Below are 17,953 nucleotides of genomic sequence, written 5' to 3'. Positions count from 1 at the left end.
GATTCAAATGAAGAAGTTTTTATCTAGTTTTATCATTATGTTATTATGTTTAGGTTTATTTGGATGTAATAATGATACGACTCAAAAAAATTCGAATGTAAGTAAAAATGAACAAGCAACTTTTCCAATGACAGTTAAAGATGCAACGAAAAAGGAAATTAGCATTAAAGAAGCGCCAAAAAGAATCGTATCATTAATTCCTAGTAATACTGAAATCTTGTTTTCTATTGGTGAGGGCAAGGATGTAGTTGGTGTAACTGATTTTGATAACTATCCAAAAGAAGTGAAATCAATTGATAAAATTGGCGGAAATAATGCCGATATGACATATAATGTTGAAAAAATTATTTCATTAAAACCTGATTTAGTATTAGCACATGAATCAAGTTTAGGGATTTCTGCTGACGGATTAGAACAATTAAAACAAGCAGGTATTAATGTTTTTGTTGTTAAAAATGCAGCAACTATTAATGATGTATATGATACAATTTTACAAGTTGGAGAAATAACTGGTAAAACTGAGCAATCGAAAAAAGTTGTAAGTGGTATGAAAACAAAGTTAGATGAAATTAGCAAAAAAACAGCTAAAGCATCTACAAATCAAAAGGTTTGGCTAGAAATTTCAGGTCCACCAGAAATATACACAGCAGGTAAAGGTACGTTCCTAGATGAAATGATTTCAATCATTCATGCTAAAAACGTAGCTGAAACTCAAAAAGGTTGGGTGCAGTACAGTGAGGAATCAGCAATTAAAGCGAATCCTGATATAATTTTAACAACTTACGGAGATTTTGTTCCAAATTTAGAAAAAACTGTAATGGATAGAAAAAACTGGCAAACTGTAAACGCAATTAAAAATCAACGTGTATATGATATAAATGCAGATACAACATCTAGACCAGGTCCAAGACTTGCAGAGGGAGTCGAAGCAATTGCAAAGGCGGTATACCCAGAGCTTTTTAAATAATACATATTTAATCTTTTTAATGCCAATTATTTTATTAATCTTTTTATTTATTTTAGGGGTTTCGATAGGTTCTACATCGATTCCCTTTTCTTCTATTGTTTCTAGCTTTTCAGATGCTTTTTTTAAAACTGATTATGTTCCAGAGGATATACAAACAATTGTTATGAATATACGAGTTCCAAGGGTATTGTTGGCTGCCTTAGTCGGTGCTTGCCTTTCACTAGCAGGAGTAGCGTTCCAGGGAATACTAAAAAATCCATTAGCTGATCCTTTTACATTAGGAGTATCTTCAGGTGCTTCTGTTGGAGCTGTGGTTGTGTTGTTTTTTCAACTAAGCTTACCTTTTGTGACTTATTTTACTTTGCCAGTTGTTAGTATTTTATTCGGTTTTGGTACACTCATACTATTATTACTATTTGTTAGAAAACTAGATCGATCTTTAAATGTAGAAACAATTATATTAGGTGGAATTATTATAAGTTCATTTTGTTCTGCTCTGTTGTCACTATTTATTACCTTTTCGAATAATGAATTACGAGCAGTTATAGGATGGTTAATGGGGAATATTGGAGGAAGAGGAATTCAGTACTCTCTGAGCTTACTACCTTTTTTAATTGTTTCATTTTTAATTTTATTTAGTCAAAATAGACAACTAGATGCAATGACATTTGGTAGCACGAATGCAAAACATATTGGTATCGATGTAAAGAAATCCACATATTTAATATTGTTAACAGGTAGTATTTTATCTGGTGCAGCAGTAGCTGTATCTGGAACTATTGGATTTGTAGGATTAGTTGTTCCACATTTTACTAGAACAATTGTAGGGCCATTACATAAAAAATTACTACCATTATCAATGATTAATGGAGCTATATTTTTGATTGGTTCTGACATTTTATCGAGAGTTGTATTAGCCCCTAGAGAATTACCAATTGGGGTCATTACTTCATTAATTGGTGCTCCAATATTTGCAATTATATTACTATCTTTGAAAAGAAATAGAGGAAAAATATGATCAAATGTCAAGATATCTCATATTCATATGATGGTATACATCTTGATTTGGATGAACTGTCATATACGATTAATCAAGGAGAATGGCTTGGAATTATCGGTCCAAATGGGAGTGGAAAGTCAACATTTTTAAATATTCTTTGTGGACTTTTTAAGCCTTCTAAAGGAAATGTCATGTTAGATGGAGAATTTATTTCTAGTATGTCTAATAAACAAATAGCTAAGAAAATTGCTGTATTGTCTCAACAAAATTCCTATACATATTCTTATGAGGTAAAAGAAACAGTTAAGCTTGGGCGACTTGCTCACACATCTTCCTTCTTTCCTAGTTGGTCAAAAACTGATGAGACTGCAGTTACTAATGCAATGTTGATGACTGGTACTAAGAAGATGGAAAAAAGCTTCATAAATGAAATTAGCGGTGGTGAAAGGCAAAGAGTTTTCCTTGCCCAATGTTTCGCTCAGGAGACACCATATATTTTCTTAGATGAACCTAGTAATCATTTAGATTTAATGCATACAATTAAAATTTTAGACGTGTTAAAGGAATTACAAACAAAAGAGAATAAAACGATTGTTACTGTTTTTCATGACTTAAACTTGGCAAGTCTTTATTGTGACAGATTATTAGGCTTAAAAGAAGGTAAAATTTATATTCAAGGAAAAACAGACAAAGTTTTAAATGAAGAGATATTAAGAGGCTTATACGATACATCTTTTCAAATTTTAGATAATCCAGAAACAAATAAAAAGGTCATTATTTATAAAAGTAGTGTAGTGTAACTTAAATTTAAATTGAAAAAAGGAGAGATTTTTCATGAAAATTTATACAAAAACTGGGGATAAAGGTCAAACTAGCTTAGTAGGTAAACGAGTTGATAAAGATGATTTAAGAGTTGAGTCATACGGAACAATAGACGAAGTAAATACGATCGTTGGGTACGCAATGACCTATTTAGATCATGAAGATACGAGAGATCTTTACAATACACTTCAAAAAATACAACATGAATTATTTGACTGTGGTGGAGATTTGGCTGTTGTAAAGGATGGCATCCCTTTTAAAACTACTGAGAAAATGGTACAAGATCTTGAAACTTTAATCGATGAATATATGGAAGCGACTCCACCATTACAACGATTTATTTTACCTGGTGGATCAAAACCTGCCGCAATCATTCATCAAGCAAGAGCGGTGACAAGACGTGCAGAAAGAACTGTCGTGTCATTAATGAAACAAGAAAATATCCATCTTCCAGTATTTTTATATTTGAATCGATTATCTGATTATTTCTTTGCACTTGCTAGGGTAATCAACACACGATTAAACATTAAGGATGTTGAATACGAACGCGGTTCAATCGTATTTCGTACAGATAAAAAATAAAAAAGAAAATAGCGACTGATTAGTTTCAATTTTTTCTAATCAATCGCTATTTTTTTTGTATAAAAATATAATTTCAATCATAGAATGTTTGAGTGTAACTTTCTTAAAAGTAAATCATGGCGTTTTCAATTTCGTATGGTCTGGTACTTTAGGCTTCTTTGTCTTTTACATATGAAAGAGTTAAAGGATTTTGAATCGATTTGCGCCTAGATTTGAATGTCTTATAGTGTATCAGTCCATTAGGTCAGCAAACAATGGCTATGAAGATTATAAGGACTGATCAACGTTCACATTTTGCTCAGAGGAGGGAAAAGATGGTTGATTTACTTAGAAGATGTTTTTTAATCGTTATGTTTGTATTAACGATTGGTCTATTATTTATTGGAGGCAATCGAGAAAAATTAAAGAGTGTAGTTTTAGATAAAAATTTTCATGAATTAAAAATGGTTTCTAATCGCTAGTGTATATTTATTAAGATTAAAAGTATATGATTGCTCTAGGACTTCCAAATAAATGTAATTTGCTATTAATTTTGGTAAAGTACATTTATATGTGAAGTTCTATTTTTGTTTGTAAGGAGAAAGAAATGGCTAATATATGGGATCCAGCAATTGTAATGAAAGAGGAATTGGTTAAAGAAATTTTAAAAGAGCAATTCCCTGAAATTACGATAAAAGAAATTAAAAAAATTGGAGAAGGATTTGATAATACGGTCTTTCGGTTAAACAATGAAATTTTACTAAGATTTCCACGAAGAGAAATTGCAGTTTCAATTTTAAATGTAGAACGAAAACTACTTCCAAGGATCTATAATCAATTTGAAATGACAACAACAGTTCCTAAAATAATAGGAAAACCATCTGAATTATTTCCTTGGCCATTTTTAGGATATAATTTTATTTCGGGAAAGCCACCAATTCGATTGACTAGAAATGAAAGAATATTAATGATCGAACCAATCGCGAAATTTCTAAAAAAATTACATTCAATCAAGTTAGATGAATTGAAAGATCTTGATTTACCGCATGATAAGCTGAGGAGGTTAGATATAAATTTCCGTAAGCCTCAGCTTGAAAAATATGTTCAACAAGCTATACAGAAGAAGTTGATTGTCGATGTACAGAAAATTAATCACTATACTGAAAACTTAGTGGAAATTAAAAGCGAGTCACCTCTAGTCCTAGTACATGGTGATTTGCATTTTAAAAATATGATTGTTAATGAGCAAAATCAACTTGAAGGAATTATTGATTGGGGTGATGCTCATATTGGGAATTTTGAATTAGATTTATCGATTATTTATAGTTTAATACCGATCGATCAGAGAGAGTCATTTTATCAACATTATGGTCAAGTTTCAGACGCTTCAAAAAGACTTGCTCAATTTAAGGCAATTTATACGACAATTGTACTTATGTTATTTGCAAAAGATCAAAATGATTTTTCGTTAGTAAGTTTTTGTCAAGATAACTTAAAAAATGCTCTAACTGGTTGGTAGTAGTTTTTTATTTACAAACTGTATTTAATTTAGTAACATTAAATTGTAATTTAATATACGATCTATCTTCGGGGCGGGGCGAAATTCCCCACCGGCGGTAATTAAGCACTGCTTATAAGCCCGCGAGCCTGTTTTTTGGGCAGGATCTAGTGCGATTCTAGAGCCGACAGTATAGTCTGGATGGGAGAAGATGGAGGTTCGCAAGTTCAAAAAATTTATCTTTTTGAACGCTTATTTGGCGTGCTGAAAATTCTCCCCTATTCTATAAAATAGGGGATTTTATTTTATTTGCATAATGTTAAATTCTTATTTTTATATGATTTGAACTTATATTAGTTTTTGCAAATAATAACGCTATGTAAGCGAACCTTTCATTTTTCTTGATAAGATCGGGAAAAAGGAGAGAGGTAACATGCAACAACGCAACAAAGTAAATAAAATGGTAGTAGTAGCAATGCTAAGTAGTATTTCTTATCTACTGATGATGCTGGATTTTCCACTTCCTGCATTTCCAGTATGGCTTCAAATTGACTTTAGTGAGGTTCCTGCATTAATAGGGGCAATTGTGTTTGGTCCTGTAGCGGGAATTGGTGTAGAGTTAATTAAAAACATTCTTCACTATGTAATTAATGGTAGTATGACTGGAGTACCAATAGGTGAATTTGCTAATTTTAGTGCTGGAGTATTATACATTTTACCTGCGTCGTATTTCTTCAGGAAATATCGTTCAGTAAAAGGTTTAACTCTAGGATTAATCGTTGGTACAGTAGTGATGACTGGATTATTAAGCCTATTAAATTATTATGTGTTATTACCTGCATATGCACATTTCATGAATTTCAAACTGCCAAATGAAGTAATTGTGACATCAATTATGCCGTTTAATGCAATTAAGGGTCTTTTAATCATGATCTTATTCTTAGTAATATACCCTAAATTAAAGGTTTGGTTAACTCAAAGAATGAATGTTCATAACGTATAAATAAATTCAAGTGTCTGCTAAATTTTAGTAGGCACTTTTTTGTTTGTTTTTTACGAATATAATCTAAAATCAGTAAAAGAAGAATGTAGATTTCATGTTATAAGAATAGCGAGGTAAAAAATTTGAACTATTCAATTTTCTCCCAAATTACAAAAGTTGAAATGTTAGATAGAATATACAAAAGGATTTAATGAGTTTATTTAGTTAAAATAAAAAAAAGCGACGAAATCATTTCGTCGCAGTTTTTACTATTCGAATTTTAAAGCGTCGCCATCGAATGATTCGTCAGCAACTTTGATTGAATCTGTTGGGCATCCTTCAAATGCATCCATCATGTCATCAAGTAATACGTCTGGAATTTCAACGATTCCTTGGTTATCATCTAGAGTAACGTATGCAATCCCTTCATCATCATAGTCATAGATATCAGGTGCAGCTGCGCCACAAGCGCCACATGCGATACAAGTGTCTTTATCAACGATTGTATATTTTGCCATTGTATTGACCTCCCAAATTATTCCCTGTTTATGTTACAGATACTATTTTTGTAATGTACCTGTAAACATTTTAAAACGGTTTCCAAAACTTTTCAATATAATTGTACAAGGTTTTGAAAAAAACGATAAATGATGAATTCTCAAATAAAATAAATATTGATTTTAATATGTTTAAAATGGTTTGGTTATTGATACATATGATAAGCTAAAAGAAATAAAAACTATTTAGAAAAAATGCACAAATATTTTTGGTACTCCTAATTATTATTAGAAAAAATATTTAAATATATTAATGGAATAATTTTATTTGAGAGGTTCACAATGTATAAATTATCAATTTTAGAAGAAATTATTTTATTTTTAATACATCGATATAAGGGAGAACGAACAATCCAAGGTATAATGTATTTATTAAAAGGAAAACAAAGTGCACAAATCATTCAAGATTCCCATTTTTATCATGTCACATCATTTTTCGGGCTTTTTCATTTCCTTACACATCAGAATATGCAAGAAATTATAAATGGGTTAGTGTTTAAAGGGTACATTACTCAGTCTGAAACAAAAAATATCTATTTAGTAAATAAAAATGGACAATCTTATTTAGAAAATCAAAAATTACAATTTAAAGAATTTAAATATTTAAATGGGCTAAGGTTTTCTAGTATCCAAAAAATATTTTGGAAAAGATTTTCATTGTTCTTTCAAACAGTTTCCCATTTGAATATGAATTTAAAATATTTTAGAGCAGTTATTCAAGAACATGATATACAAGAGTGGGTAAAAAAAGAGATCTTAAATTTTAGAGGGAATAAAAATGAAATAATTAAGCATTTTTACGAAGAATTACATGGAATCTTAAAAAATTTAAGTGATGAAGATGCATTATTATTTGTTAATCGATTGTCTGGAGCGAATTCTTATGGAATGACTTTAGAGCAGATTGCTACTGAAAATAAAGAAAGTGTTGAAAAAATTTATCTTAAATCGATTGATATTTTGCATCATATAATCACTATCTTAAATGAACATAAAAATGATTACCCTTTTTTAAGTAAATTTATTAAAGGTGAGAACAGTACAAATATTACAACTACTTCAGTTGAAACTAAGAGATTATTTAATGATGGTAAAACAATACAAGAAATAGCTGCAATCCGTCATCTAAAGGTTAGTACAATTGAAGATCATATTGTTGAAAATGTTTTAAGTAATCATCATTTTCCGATTGAACAATTTATTACAACACAACAATTTACTTTAATCAAAAATAAGATTAATGAATTAAATACAAGGAAATTAAAAATTATTAAAGAAGCTTTATTACATGAGGTAACATATTTTCAAATTCGTATTACTCTTGCAAGAATGGGTGATTTACATGGACCTAAATAAAGTCTTATACGAAAAATTCGGTTATTCATCTTTTAGAAGTAACCAAAAAGAAATCATTAATGACTTATTAAACTCAAAGGATGTCTTAGCAATGCTTCCAACTGGTGGCGGAAAGTCATTATTATATCAATTAACAGGGTTACTATTACCTGGGATTGTGTTAATCGTTTCCCCATTACTTTCACTAATGGAGGATCAAGTTGAGCAAATAAAGGCATTTGGAGATAAACGAGTTATTGCACTAAATAGCTTTAGAAGTTTTGAGCAAAAAAAATATTTATTAAAAAATATAAGCAGTTATAAGTTTATTTTTGTTTCGCCTGAAATGCTACAAAATCCATTATTAATTCAAAAGTTATCTGCTACGAAAATCTCGTTATTTGTTGTTGATGAGGCACATTGTATATCGCAGTGGGGTCATGATTTTAGGCCAGAATATAAGACCTTAGGAGATATAAAACAGAAATTAAATAATCCGACAGTGTTAGCTTTAACGGCTACCGCTAGTCAAAATGTTCGTGAAGAAATAATCGATACTTTACATTTAAAACATGTTCATAAATATATAAACTCAGTAAATAGAGAAAATATTGCAGTTCAAATTGAAAAAGTAGATTTGGAAATTGAAAAGATCAATCGATTAACAGATTATCTTTCAAATTTAAATGGTCCTGGTATCGTATATTGTGGTACACGTTCTACGTGCGAGAAAATTTCACATACCATAAGAGAGAAGTTGAATTGCAGAGTTGCATATTATCATGGTGGTATGGAACATGAACAAAGAATATTAATTCAACAACAATTTATTCAAAATCAAATTGATATTATTGTTTGTACTAGTGCATTTGGGATGGGGATAAATAAGCCAAACGTCAGGTTTGTCATTCATTTTCAGTACCCGTCGAACATTGAAAATTATCTTCAAGAAATTGGACGTGCAGGTCGTGATGGTGAGCCAAGTATCGCAATTTTACTAGTAAGTGAAGATGATCATGAATTACCAATAAGATTAATTGATGACGAAATACTGTCTGTCAATCAAGTAGAGTCCTTTATATCGTATTTAAAAAGACAAGAGGAAAACCTGATCAAATTGACTGAAACATTAGTGTCAAATTGGAAAGCGGTTTTTCAACTAAGTGAAATCCAGTGGAACACCTTACATTCTGAAATGGTTAAATTTAAGGTGATTGAAAATGAGTTTTTGAATATAAATAAATTAAATTATGACTTATATGAATCAATCAAAGATTTAATTTGCGAGCGAAAAAAAGTAAAATATTTCAAGTTAAAAACGATGATAGATTTTCTATCTTCAACAACTTGTTATAGAGAAAAATACCTTTCTTTTTTTGATGAAATGTTAGTTCAAAGACCAATAAATTGCTGTAATATATGTGGTATATCATTTGATAAGTATTGTTCAAGAGATCAAGAAAAGCATGGAAATACTGTCGTACTTTCATGGGAACAAGAGTTAAGAAATAAATTGGGTCTGTGAGGAATTCATATGGAAAGCGAATTAAACCGTCAAGAAATTCCCGTTAATTATTTAAAGAAAAGTGTATATGGTACGCAACTAATTATTTTAGGAATAGCTATTTTATGTATTGCTTTTTTTATTGGTACAGATAAATTTTTTAGTGATTTACTTTTATTTAAAAGTTATAAAACATATTTATATGGATTCGGAGCTGGTTTTTCACTTGTAATATTTAATATTTTATTGAATTATGCGATACCAGAACGATTATTGGATGATGGTGGCTTTAATAAAAGATTTTTTACGTCACTTACCGTTCCTGAAATGACTTTACTTTGTATTCTAATTGCACTTTCAGAGGAATTATTATTTAGAGGATTTATTCAAGCTAAATTTGGCTTAATAATCGCTTCAGTTGTTTTCGCTTTTGTTCATTTTCGTTATGTGAAAAAACCGATCTTACTTACCATCGTCTTAATTGAAAGTTTTTTCCTTGGCTATTTATATTTGAAAACAGATAATATCATTATTGTATTTATCGCACATTTTATACTAGATTATGTTTTAGGAATGTATATGAAATTAAGTTTGGAAAGTGAAGACAAAGAATGAAAAATGAGTTTCAGAATAGTAGTATTACTGAATTAAGTCGAAAGAAAAAAAATAAAAAAATAAAAGAGCAAAATAAAGCAGTTGATTTGTTAAATCTTCCACCTCGAAGTGAAACGATGAAAATAAAAGAAGATCAACGAAGACCGTGGTGGAAAATTAAATATCCGTTAATTACTGTTTTAGTTATTATTTTTATTTTACTCCCATTTGGAGTGGTTAAATTTGTACATAGTAAATATGATAAGATTTTTACTGAAAAAGGAAGTTTAATTATTCCTTCAAATAAATTTGAAAAGATTGAAATTGCTACTACTGAGAAGAAAAAACAGAAAGAAAATAAAGAGACAACAAATAAAGCTCCAATAAAAAAAGAGATAAAAAATGAAGTGAAACCTCAAACAAATGCGAATGAAACCGTTGGAGTAAAAGAGGTTCATCATGAAGTGAAAAGAGGAGAAACATTATTTACGATTTCAATGAAATATTATGGTAATCGTGATGGTGAAGAAATTATTCAAGATGCAAATCATTTAACAGGAATAGAAGTGACACCAGGCCAGGTTTTAAAAATTCCATTAAATGTCGATATGGATAAATAAGATTAAATAAATTAGATATCGAATTTGAAATTCGAAATCTAGACAAATTCGTTTAGATTGAGCGCTCCCTTTCTATGTTATAAATAGAGTGAAGGGAGTGTAGTAGAATGTTAGCCAAACATCGAATGCTTCAAAACCATCAAGTCGTTACGATTCAATCTAACGATGCTGTAGACAGTGCAATTAAACTTTTATTGGAAAAGCAAATTGATAGTGTACCTGTGCTATCAGGCAATAAGTATGTCGGTATGATTTCACAAGCCGAGATTTTTAGAAGATGCTTCTATAGTGAACTACCAAAGGAAGAATACGTTACGAAAATAAAAATAGGCGAAATTGCAACACACCAAACGATTTGTGTAAAATCGGATGAGCCATTTGAAGATACAATGCACTCATTAAAAAAATATCCATCTATTGCGGTAGTAGATGACGAGAGAAATTTTGTTGGACTTGTAATAAGATATGACGTAATTGAGATTTTTCAAGAAGTACTTGGAAAGGATTGTCCAGGAATAAGGATTTCTATGACAAGTATGGAGCAGGAGGGTCAATTAGCAAGATTACTTGATTATCTTCACCATTTTAAAATCAATATAATTTCGCTTGTAACGTTCGATTCAAAAGATCATTTATTACGAAGAATCGTATTAAAGATTGAAGCAACTAAACATAGAGATAAAATTTTAAGTAAATTTGAAGAAATTGGCCTTAGAATTGTCTCTGTAACGGATGAGTAACTGCTTATGTCTTTTTCAGAGGTAATTTCTCTTAAAATAAGAATACTAATTAATAAGATTATTATTTAACTACTTGAACTTATGAACATTCATTACGAATGGACATAAGTTTTTTGTTGTTTAAAATTTTTCAATTTCTACTAGTTTTTGTATAATAAAAAAAAGTACTATAAATAGAACGAAAAGAAGTAAATAAAGTTGGGTATGTAAGAAAGAGGTAGAGATTACGAAACAATCGGATTTTTACATTGTCTGGGGTTATGAAACAAGGGGGAAATTAAAATAAAATTATTATTATTAGTCGGATTAATAGTAGTTGTAATCGTAATTATTCTACTATTTAATCGGAAAAGTAAGTTAGAAATTATTAATAAAAAAATTAAATTGAATCATCTTGATGATTCGTTACAATCAATTCAAATTATTTGGATTCCAACGATCGGAGATATTCATTATAAGCTGAGTGAGATTAAAAACATTTGTCATCAAAATACAATCATCCTTTTGAGTGGATATTCGAAAAAGAAAATAAAAAAATATAAAGATGAAAACATTCAGTACTTATCTTCTTTAGCTCCCGTTTATTTTTTATGGAACGATCTTGATTATAGTGGCAATTACCGAGATTTAAATGCATTATTACTAGATTATAAAGTAACAATTTTAGAAAATACAAGTGCTTCATTTGAAACTGAAAATGGAACGAAATTTTCGATTATAGGTTTAGATGATGTGAAAACAAAAAGAGATCAACTAGACTTTGCGCTTGAGGAGCTATATGAAGACAATTTAAGTATTTTAACAAGCTATACTGAAGTTATGGATAGTAATCTTAATCATTTTAACAGTATTCAAGTTTATCTGTTTGAAAGAAGTCAATTAAATGTAAATCGAAATCAGAAAACGGTATATTTGGAGCTACAAAACAATAAAGGAATTCGTAAACAAGATACAGTAACTGTCTTAAATTTTGAAGTTATGAAATAAGTGTTTCTTGTTTACATGCAGGAGGAAAGAAAATTGGCCCAAATAGGAAAATACAATATTAAAGCAATTTCTAACATTGTTGGGATTTTACCAGGAACATTAAGAGCTTGGGAAAGAAGATATAACATCATTAGCCCTGTCCGAAATGATGCGGGACATCGACTTTATACAGAGGAGCATGTATATATTTTAAAATGGCTTGTTCAGAAAGTTAATGAAGGATTTACGATTGGACAAGCAATTAATTTATATGAAGCAAAAGGGCATAAAACATCAAATGACAGGTCACTTACAGAAAATCTTCAATCTGATGCTTTAGTGAATCGAATTGTTTCTTCATTATTATCTTTTGAAGAAAGTGAAGCCCACAATTATGTGAATGAGGCTTTTAGTCTATTTTCTGTAGATAAAGTATTGTTTAAAATCCTTTCAAAGGTTTTCATTTTAATTGGTGATAAATGTCGTAACGGTGAAATTACTAGTGCACACGAACATTTTGCAACTTCTTTTTTAAGAACAAGATTAGGGATGGTTTATCAAAATTTACCAAACAATAAACATTTGCCAAAGTTAATCGCAGTATGTGGACCTGAGGAAAGGCACGAATTAGGTTTATTAATATTTACGATTTATTTACGTAGAATTGGTTTTCAAGTTATTTATTTAGGGGCTTCAATCGATTCTGATGAAGTTGATCAAGTAATTAATGAAGTGAACCCAGCTGGATTTATCATGTCATGTACTTTAAAAGAAAATTTAAAGAAAACAATTGATCTAGCTATAACAATTAAGAAAATAAAGCCTGATATCGTTATCGGTATTGGTGGACACGCAGTTTCAACTTGTGATAGTCCTATAATGGATTCGATACAGAAATTCTATATAGGGAGTCAGCAATCAAATTGGGATGAGTGGTTAAAGCAGAATTTTAATTATAAATGAATTTTGACTTTAGAATCACCAAAATTACATAAAAACATAAACTGTACTATGGTAAATGCAGCAAGGAGGCTAGTTCATGAGGTTGGAACGGTTGAACTACAATAAAATAAAAGTTTTTCTTACATCTGATGATTTATCTGAACGTGGTCTGACAAAAGAAGACTTATGGTACAATGCACCAAAAGTTCAACAGCTTTTTCAAGATATGATGCATGAAGCTAGCGTAGAACTAGGTTTCGAAGTAGATGGAAAAGTATCCGTTGAAGTTTTCTCTCTTCAAGCTCAAGGTATGGTTGTCATTGTAACCAAATCTGATGAAATTGAAGAAGAGGAAGATGAATTTCAAGACGATTTTATATCGATGGAAGTAATCCTTGATGAAAGTGAACATATATTGTACGAGTTTTCTACTTTAGATGATCTAATCCTACTTTCTGAAAAGTTAGTTTCATGTAATGCTATTGGTGGAAGATTATTCTCCTTTGAAAATACATTTTATTTAAAATTTGAGGAGAATGAAATAGGAAGACTAGACCGTGAAACATTTTATGCGATTTTAGCTGAATATGGAAATCCTTCCACGAGAACAATTTATCGTATAATTGAGTATGGTAAAGAACTTATCTCAGAAAATGCTATTGAACAACTGCATTTTTATTTCGTTAAAAATAAAGCCTCTCAGTAATTTATTACGAGAGGTTTTACTTTTGTAAATTTTTTATGAATATCTTGTATTTCTTCATATTCTTTCCTTTTCAAACTTTGTAAATAGGAGTATAATGACCTTAGAAAACGCTTACATTAAACAGATATTATATTTTGTTTTCTATGTGTTTATAACTTTAAAAATGGGATGGAAAGTTGTATACTAAATTCAGAATGAATGAAACTTTTCATAGTTCAAATTTCTAGGGGGTTTACAATGGTTGCCGAGAAATCTACAGAGAAAAATAGCAACACTGAAGAACAATTAGATGTACTAGCGCCTACACAAGTAGTAATTAAAGAAGCGTTAGAAAAATTAGGATATTCAAATGAAATGTATGAACTTTTAAAAGAACCAGTTCGTATGATGACAGTAAAAATTCCAGTTCGCATGGATGATGGACAAGTGAAAATTTTCACTGGTTACAGAGCTCAACATAATGATGCAGTTGGACCAACTAAAGGTGGTATCCGTTTCCATCCAAATGTAACAGAAAATGAAGTGAAAGCACTTTCAATCTGGATGAGCTTAAAATGTGGAATTGTAGATTTACCATATGGTGGAGGTAAAGGTGGAATCATTTGTGATCCACGTGATATGTCATTCCGTGAGTTAGAAAGACTTAGCCGCGGTTATGTTCGTGCAATTAGCCAAATCGTAGGACCTACTAAAGATATTCCAGCTCCAGACGTATTTACAAACTCTCAAATTATGGCTTGGATGATGGATGAATATTCTAGGATAGATGAATTTAACTCGCCTGGTTTTATTACTGGTAAGCCATTAGTATTAGGTGGATCTCACGGTCGTGAAACAGCTACTGCTAAAGGTGTTACGATTGTAATTCGTGAAGCAGCAAAGCGTAAAGGTATAAACTTAGAAGGTGCACGCGTTGTTATCCAAGGATTTGGTAATGCAGGTAGCTTCTTAGCGAAATTTATGCATGATGCTGGTGCGAAAGTTATTGGTATTTCCGATGCTTATGGTGCACTTCATGATCCAAATGGCTTAGATATAGATTACTTATTAGATCGTAGAGATAGCTTTGGTACAATTACTAAACTATTTAATAATACAATTTCAAATAAAGAATTATTAGAATTAGATTGTGATATTTTAGTTCCAGCAGCGATTGAAAATCAAATTACAAAAGATAATGCTCATAATATTAAAGCATCTATCGTAGTTGAAGCTGCTAATGGACCAACAACACTTGAAGCGACAAAAATATTAACTGAGCGCGGCATTTTATTAGTTCCAGACGTATTAGCAAGTGCTGGTGGTGTTACTGTTTCTTACTTTGAATGGGTACAAAATAACCAAGGTTACTACTGGACTGAAGAAGAAGTAGAAGCAAGATTAGAAAAAGTTATGGTACGCTCATTTGATAATATTTATGAAACAAGTATAAATAGAAAAGTAAATATGCGACTTGCAGCTTATATGGTAGGAGCGCGTAAAATGGCTGAAGCTAGCCGATTCAGAGGCTGGGTATAAGTTTATATTCAAAGTAAAAAACAAGATGGTGTTTTTCCATCTTGTTTTTTTGTTTACCTATTATTAGACAAAATGAATTTTTTACGTAAAATAGAAATAGTAAATATAACTAAGACTGAGTTTATTGGAGATGTTTCAAATGGAAAAAGTTGAAGTTCTGATTATTGGAGGAGGACCTTGTGGTATTGCAGCTTATCTAGCTCTAAAAAATAAAGGGATATCTGCATTAATTATTGAAAAAGGAAATATAGTTCATACCCTCAGTCGCTTCCCTACACATCAAACATTTTTTAGTACGAGTGAAAAACTGGAAGTAGGAAATATTCCATTTATTATTGAAGGTAGAAAACCAAAAAAACACCAAGCACTAGCTTATTATCGTGATGTTGTTAAAAGAAATAACATAAAAATTAATGCTTTTGAAGAGGTAAAAGCTGTTACAAAGAAAAGTGAATTTATTATAGAAACAGTTACAATAAACGGTGAAGAAAAACGTTATGAGGCAAAAGCTGTTATAGTAGCTACAGGATATTACGATCAACCAAACTATTTATTAACACCTGGCGAACAACTTAATAAAGTTTCGCATTACTTTTTTGAAGGGCATAAGCATTTTAATCAGAAAGTAGTTGTTATTGGTGGTAAAAACTCAAGTGTTGATGCGGCACTAGAATTAGAAAAGTGTGGAGCAAATGTAACTGTACTTTATAGAGGCAACTCTTATTCACCAAGTATAAAACCTTGGGTTTTACCCGAATTTGAAGCGCTGGTCCGCTCTGAGACAATAAAAATGGAATTTAATTCAAATGTTTTAGAAATAAAAGAATCAACAGTAGTATATGAAAAAGAAGGGCAAATAATTGAGATTGAAAATGATTTTGTTTATGCTATGACAGGCTACCATCCAGATCATTCATTAATTAAAAGTATGGACGTAAAGGTTGACGATGAAACTGGAAGACCGTTATTTAATCCAGAAACGATGGAAACAAATATAGAAGGCATTTATATAGCAGGTGTAATTGCTGCGGGAAACAATGCAAACGAAATTTTTATAGAAAATGGTCGTTTTCATGGCGACTTAATCGCTTCTCACATCTGTAAATAATAGCTTTGTAGCAAAAACTTTACTTCTTGCCAGCTGATATAACGAGTCCGAGGTAGTGTGAATGAATCTGGCAATATACTTTATCAAAATTGATTACTTCCCTGACTTCAGACTGCCCGTCAAACGCTCGCTTTCTTCGTTACTTCGTCTGTCTGCGGTGCTCATTACCGTAAAGGGTAACTCCGCTCCTCACCAGTGCCTCGAAAGACAAGCGCTTGCAATNNTCAGTCTGAAAATCAAATTTATGGGACTTTGTATACACACTAAAAACGTAGCTATGCTACGTTTTTTTCTATAAAGATTTTTCATCAACCGTTTTAAGTTTACTTAAATAATTTTAAAATGATATAATTTCATGTGAAATGAGGTGCTGATATGAAAAAAGTCGTTTTAATTACAACAGGTGGAACAATTGCAAGTAAACCAAATGCAGAATCAGGGAAGTTAGATTCTGGGGCATTATCAGGTCAAGAAATTGCCGAAATGCTTGACTTACCAAAAGACATAAATATTATTGTTGATTCTTTTTTCCAAGTTCCAAGTATGCACATAGGCTTCAATCACTGGATAATGTTAAGAAATAAAATTGAAGAATACTATCAAGATGAAACAATCGATGGGGTAGTCGTTACCCATGGAACTGATACTTTAGAAGAAACGGCCTATTTTTTAGATTTAACAATTGATGATGAACGTCCAGTTGTTGTTACTGGCTCACAAAGATCACCAGGCGAATTAGGTACCGATGCTTTTATTAATTTAAGACATGCCATTTATACTGCTTCTGACGAATCTGCACGAAATGTTGGCACAGTTGTTGTCTTTAACGAACGTATTTTTACTGCGAAATATGTTAAAAAAGAACATGCATCAAATATTCAAGGCTTTAACGTGTTTGGTTTCGGGTACTTAGGTATTATTGACAACGATAAAGTACATATCTATCAAAAACCAGTAATAAAGGATAAATATAAAGTTACAAGTGAATTACCTCAAGTTGATATTATTAAATGTTATATAGAAGCAAAAGGATATTTAATAAAAGCAGCTGTTGAAAATGGAGCTAAAGGTATTATTCTAGAAGGTGTTGGAAGAGGCCAAGTATCTCCACATATGACTGAAGAAATTGAAAAAGCAGTCAAAGATGGTATAAAAGTAGTAATCACAACTAGTTCTGAAGAAGGCGAAGTATACCCGACATATGATTATTACGGAAGTGCTTATGATTTAGTTAATAAAGGTGTCATTTTAGGTAAGGATTATGATAGTAAAAAAGCAAGAATTAAATTATCTGTAATGTTAGCATCTGATATGGATAATATTCTCGAAGGCTTTACAAAATAATTTTATTCAATATAGCTAGTACTTTTTATTTTTTACTCAAAGTAAAGGATAATAAAAAGGTTTTTATTGTATCCTTTTTTTATAGTAGAAGTTGATTGGAACGAAAGGGTGCTCGACTCCTATGGGAAATTCGGGAAGTCTGAGACCCCGCAGGAACGAGGAGGATCAGGTCTCGCCCCATAGAAAGCG

19 protein-coding genes and 1 riboswitch are annotated in these 17,953 nt (G+C 30.9%); of the genes, 18 read left to right on the top strand and 1 reads right to left on the bottom strand.

What is annotated here, in order from left to right; all coding sequences use genetic code 11:
- The first annotated feature begins 7 nt into the window (after positions 1-7).
- From COC46_RS19435 to COC46_RS19410, 7 genes are all read left to right on the top strand, one after another.
- The gene (locus tag COC46_RS19435; RefSeq protein ID WP_098811559.1) at positions 8-967 is read left to right on the top strand and encodes an ABC transporter substrate-binding protein; all 960 of its coding nucleotides are present in this window, start codon (positions 8-10) and stop codon (positions 965-967) included.
- Complete coding sequence (locus COC46_RS19430) at positions 933-1,985, top strand: FecCD family ABC transporter permease (protein WP_098811558.1); 1,053 nt, start codon at positions 933-935, stop codon at positions 1,983-1,985. Before COC46_RS19435 ends, COC46_RS19430 begins: the two co-directional genes overlap by 35 nt.
- A complete protein-coding gene (locus tag COC46_RS19425; RefSeq protein ID WP_098811557.1) occupies positions 1,982-2,767 on the top strand; it encodes an ABC transporter ATP-binding protein in 786 nt (261 codons plus the stop codon). Before COC46_RS19430 ends, COC46_RS19425 begins: the two co-directional genes overlap by 4 nt.
- A gap of 34 nt (positions 2,768-2,801) precedes the next feature.
- Entirely contained in the window at positions 2,802-3,371 is a 570-nt protein-coding gene (locus COC46_RS19420; protein ID WP_098811556.1) for a cob(I)yrinic acid a,c-diamide adenosyltransferase, read from the top strand.
- A 314-nt stretch (positions 3,372-3,685) separates the two neighbouring features.
- Complete coding sequence (locus COC46_RS22415; RefSeq protein WP_176545233.1) at positions 3,686-3,832, top strand: hypothetical protein; 147 nt, start codon at positions 3,686-3,688, stop codon at positions 3,830-3,832.
- 125 nt (positions 3,833-3,957) lie between these two features.
- Positions 3,958-4,869 (top strand): phosphotransferase, encoded by a 912-nt coding sequence (locus COC46_RS19415; RefSeq protein ID WP_098811555.1) that lies wholly within the window; start codon positions 3,958-3,960, stop codon positions 4,867-4,869.
- 60 nt (positions 4,870-4,929) lie between these two features.
- A riboswitch (FMN riboswitch) is annotated at positions 4,930-5,065 on the top strand.
- A gap of 216 nt (positions 5,066-5,281) precedes the next feature.
- Entirely contained in the window at positions 5,282-5,851 is a 570-nt protein-coding gene (locus COC46_RS19410) for an ECF transporter S component (RefSeq protein WP_098811554.1), read from the top strand.
- A gap of 248 nt (positions 5,852-6,099) precedes the next feature.
- Here the strand turns inward: COC46_RS19410 and COC46_RS19405 are convergent, their stop codons facing one another.
- Entirely contained in the window at positions 6,100-6,348 is a 249-nt protein-coding gene (locus COC46_RS19405; protein WP_087999383.1) for a ferredoxin, read from the bottom strand.
- Positions 6,349-6,669: 321 nt separating this feature from the next.
- Between COC46_RS19405 and COC46_RS19400 the strand changes: the two genes are divergently transcribed.
- The 11 genes from COC46_RS19400 to COC46_RS19350 all read left to right on the top strand — a co-directional run bounded on the left by COC46_RS19400 (position 6,670) and on the right by COC46_RS19350 (position 17,764).
- The gene (locus tag COC46_RS19400) at positions 6,670-7,743 is read left to right on the top strand and encodes a YpbB family protein (protein WP_098811553.1); all 1,074 of its coding nucleotides are present in this window, start codon (positions 6,670-6,672) and stop codon (positions 7,741-7,743) included.
- Positions 7,730-9,247, top strand: a complete 1,518-nt coding sequence (locus COC46_RS19395) for a RecQ family ATP-dependent DNA helicase (RefSeq protein ID WP_098811552.1) — start codon at positions 7,730-7,732, stop codon at positions 9,245-9,247. The genes COC46_RS19400 and COC46_RS19395 overlap by 14 nt, the downstream gene beginning before the upstream one ends.
- Before the next feature lie 9 nt (positions 9,248-9,256).
- Positions 9,257-9,841, top strand: coding sequence for a CPBP family intramembrane glutamic endopeptidase (locus COC46_RS19390; RefSeq protein WP_098811551.1), 585 nt, complete (start codon positions 9,257-9,259; stop codon positions 9,839-9,841).
- On the top strand, positions 9,838-10,440 hold the full coding sequence (locus COC46_RS19385; RefSeq protein ID WP_098811550.1) for a LysM peptidoglycan-binding domain-containing protein: 603 nt from the start codon (positions 9,838-9,840) through the stop codon (positions 10,438-10,440). Before COC46_RS19390 ends, COC46_RS19385 begins: the two co-directional genes overlap by 4 nt.
- Before the next feature lie 107 nt (positions 10,441-10,547).
- A complete protein-coding gene (locus tag COC46_RS19380) occupies positions 10,548-11,180 on the top strand; it encodes a CBS domain-containing protein (RefSeq protein WP_098811549.1) in 633 nt (210 codons plus the stop codon).
- Positions 11,181-11,564: 384 nt separating this feature from the next.
- Positions 11,565-12,167, top strand: coding sequence for a hypothetical protein (locus tag COC46_RS19375; protein WP_098811548.1), 603 nt, complete (start codon positions 11,565-11,567; stop codon positions 12,165-12,167).
- A 33-nt stretch (positions 12,168-12,200) separates the two neighbouring features.
- A complete protein-coding gene (locus COC46_RS19370) occupies positions 12,201-13,109 on the top strand; it encodes a MerR family transcriptional regulator (protein ID WP_255294977.1) in 909 nt (302 codons plus the stop codon).
- A 76-nt stretch (positions 13,110-13,185) separates the two neighbouring features.
- On the top strand, positions 13,186-13,794 hold the full coding sequence (locus COC46_RS19365) for a genetic competence negative regulator (RefSeq protein ID WP_098811546.1): 609 nt from the start codon (positions 13,186-13,188) through the stop codon (positions 13,792-13,794).
- A 237-nt stretch (positions 13,795-14,031) separates the two neighbouring features.
- Positions 14,032-15,312, top strand: a complete 1,281-nt coding sequence (locus COC46_RS19360; protein WP_098811545.1) for a Glu/Leu/Phe/Val family dehydrogenase — start codon at positions 14,032-14,034, stop codon at positions 15,310-15,312.
- Positions 15,313-15,451: 139 nt separating this feature from the next.
- On the top strand, positions 15,452-16,420 hold the full coding sequence (locus tag COC46_RS19355) for a YpdA family putative bacillithiol disulfide reductase (RefSeq protein ID WP_098811544.1): 969 nt from the start codon (positions 15,452-15,454) through the stop codon (positions 16,418-16,420).
- A 375-nt stretch (positions 16,421-16,795) separates the two neighbouring features.
- The gene (locus tag COC46_RS19350; RefSeq protein ID WP_098811543.1) at positions 16,796-17,764 is read left to right on the top strand and encodes an asparaginase; all 969 of its coding nucleotides are present in this window, start codon (positions 16,796-16,798) and stop codon (positions 17,762-17,764) included.
- The last annotated feature ends 189 nt before the right edge of the window (positions 17,765-17,953 follow it).

Source organism: Bacillus sp. AFS041924 (genome assembly GCF_002577195.1).
In the GTDB taxonomy this organism is placed as follows: domain Bacteria; phylum Bacillota; class Bacilli; order Bacillales; family Bacillaceae_G; genus Gottfriedia.
This window is presented reverse-complemented; position numbering and strand designations above follow the sequence as displayed.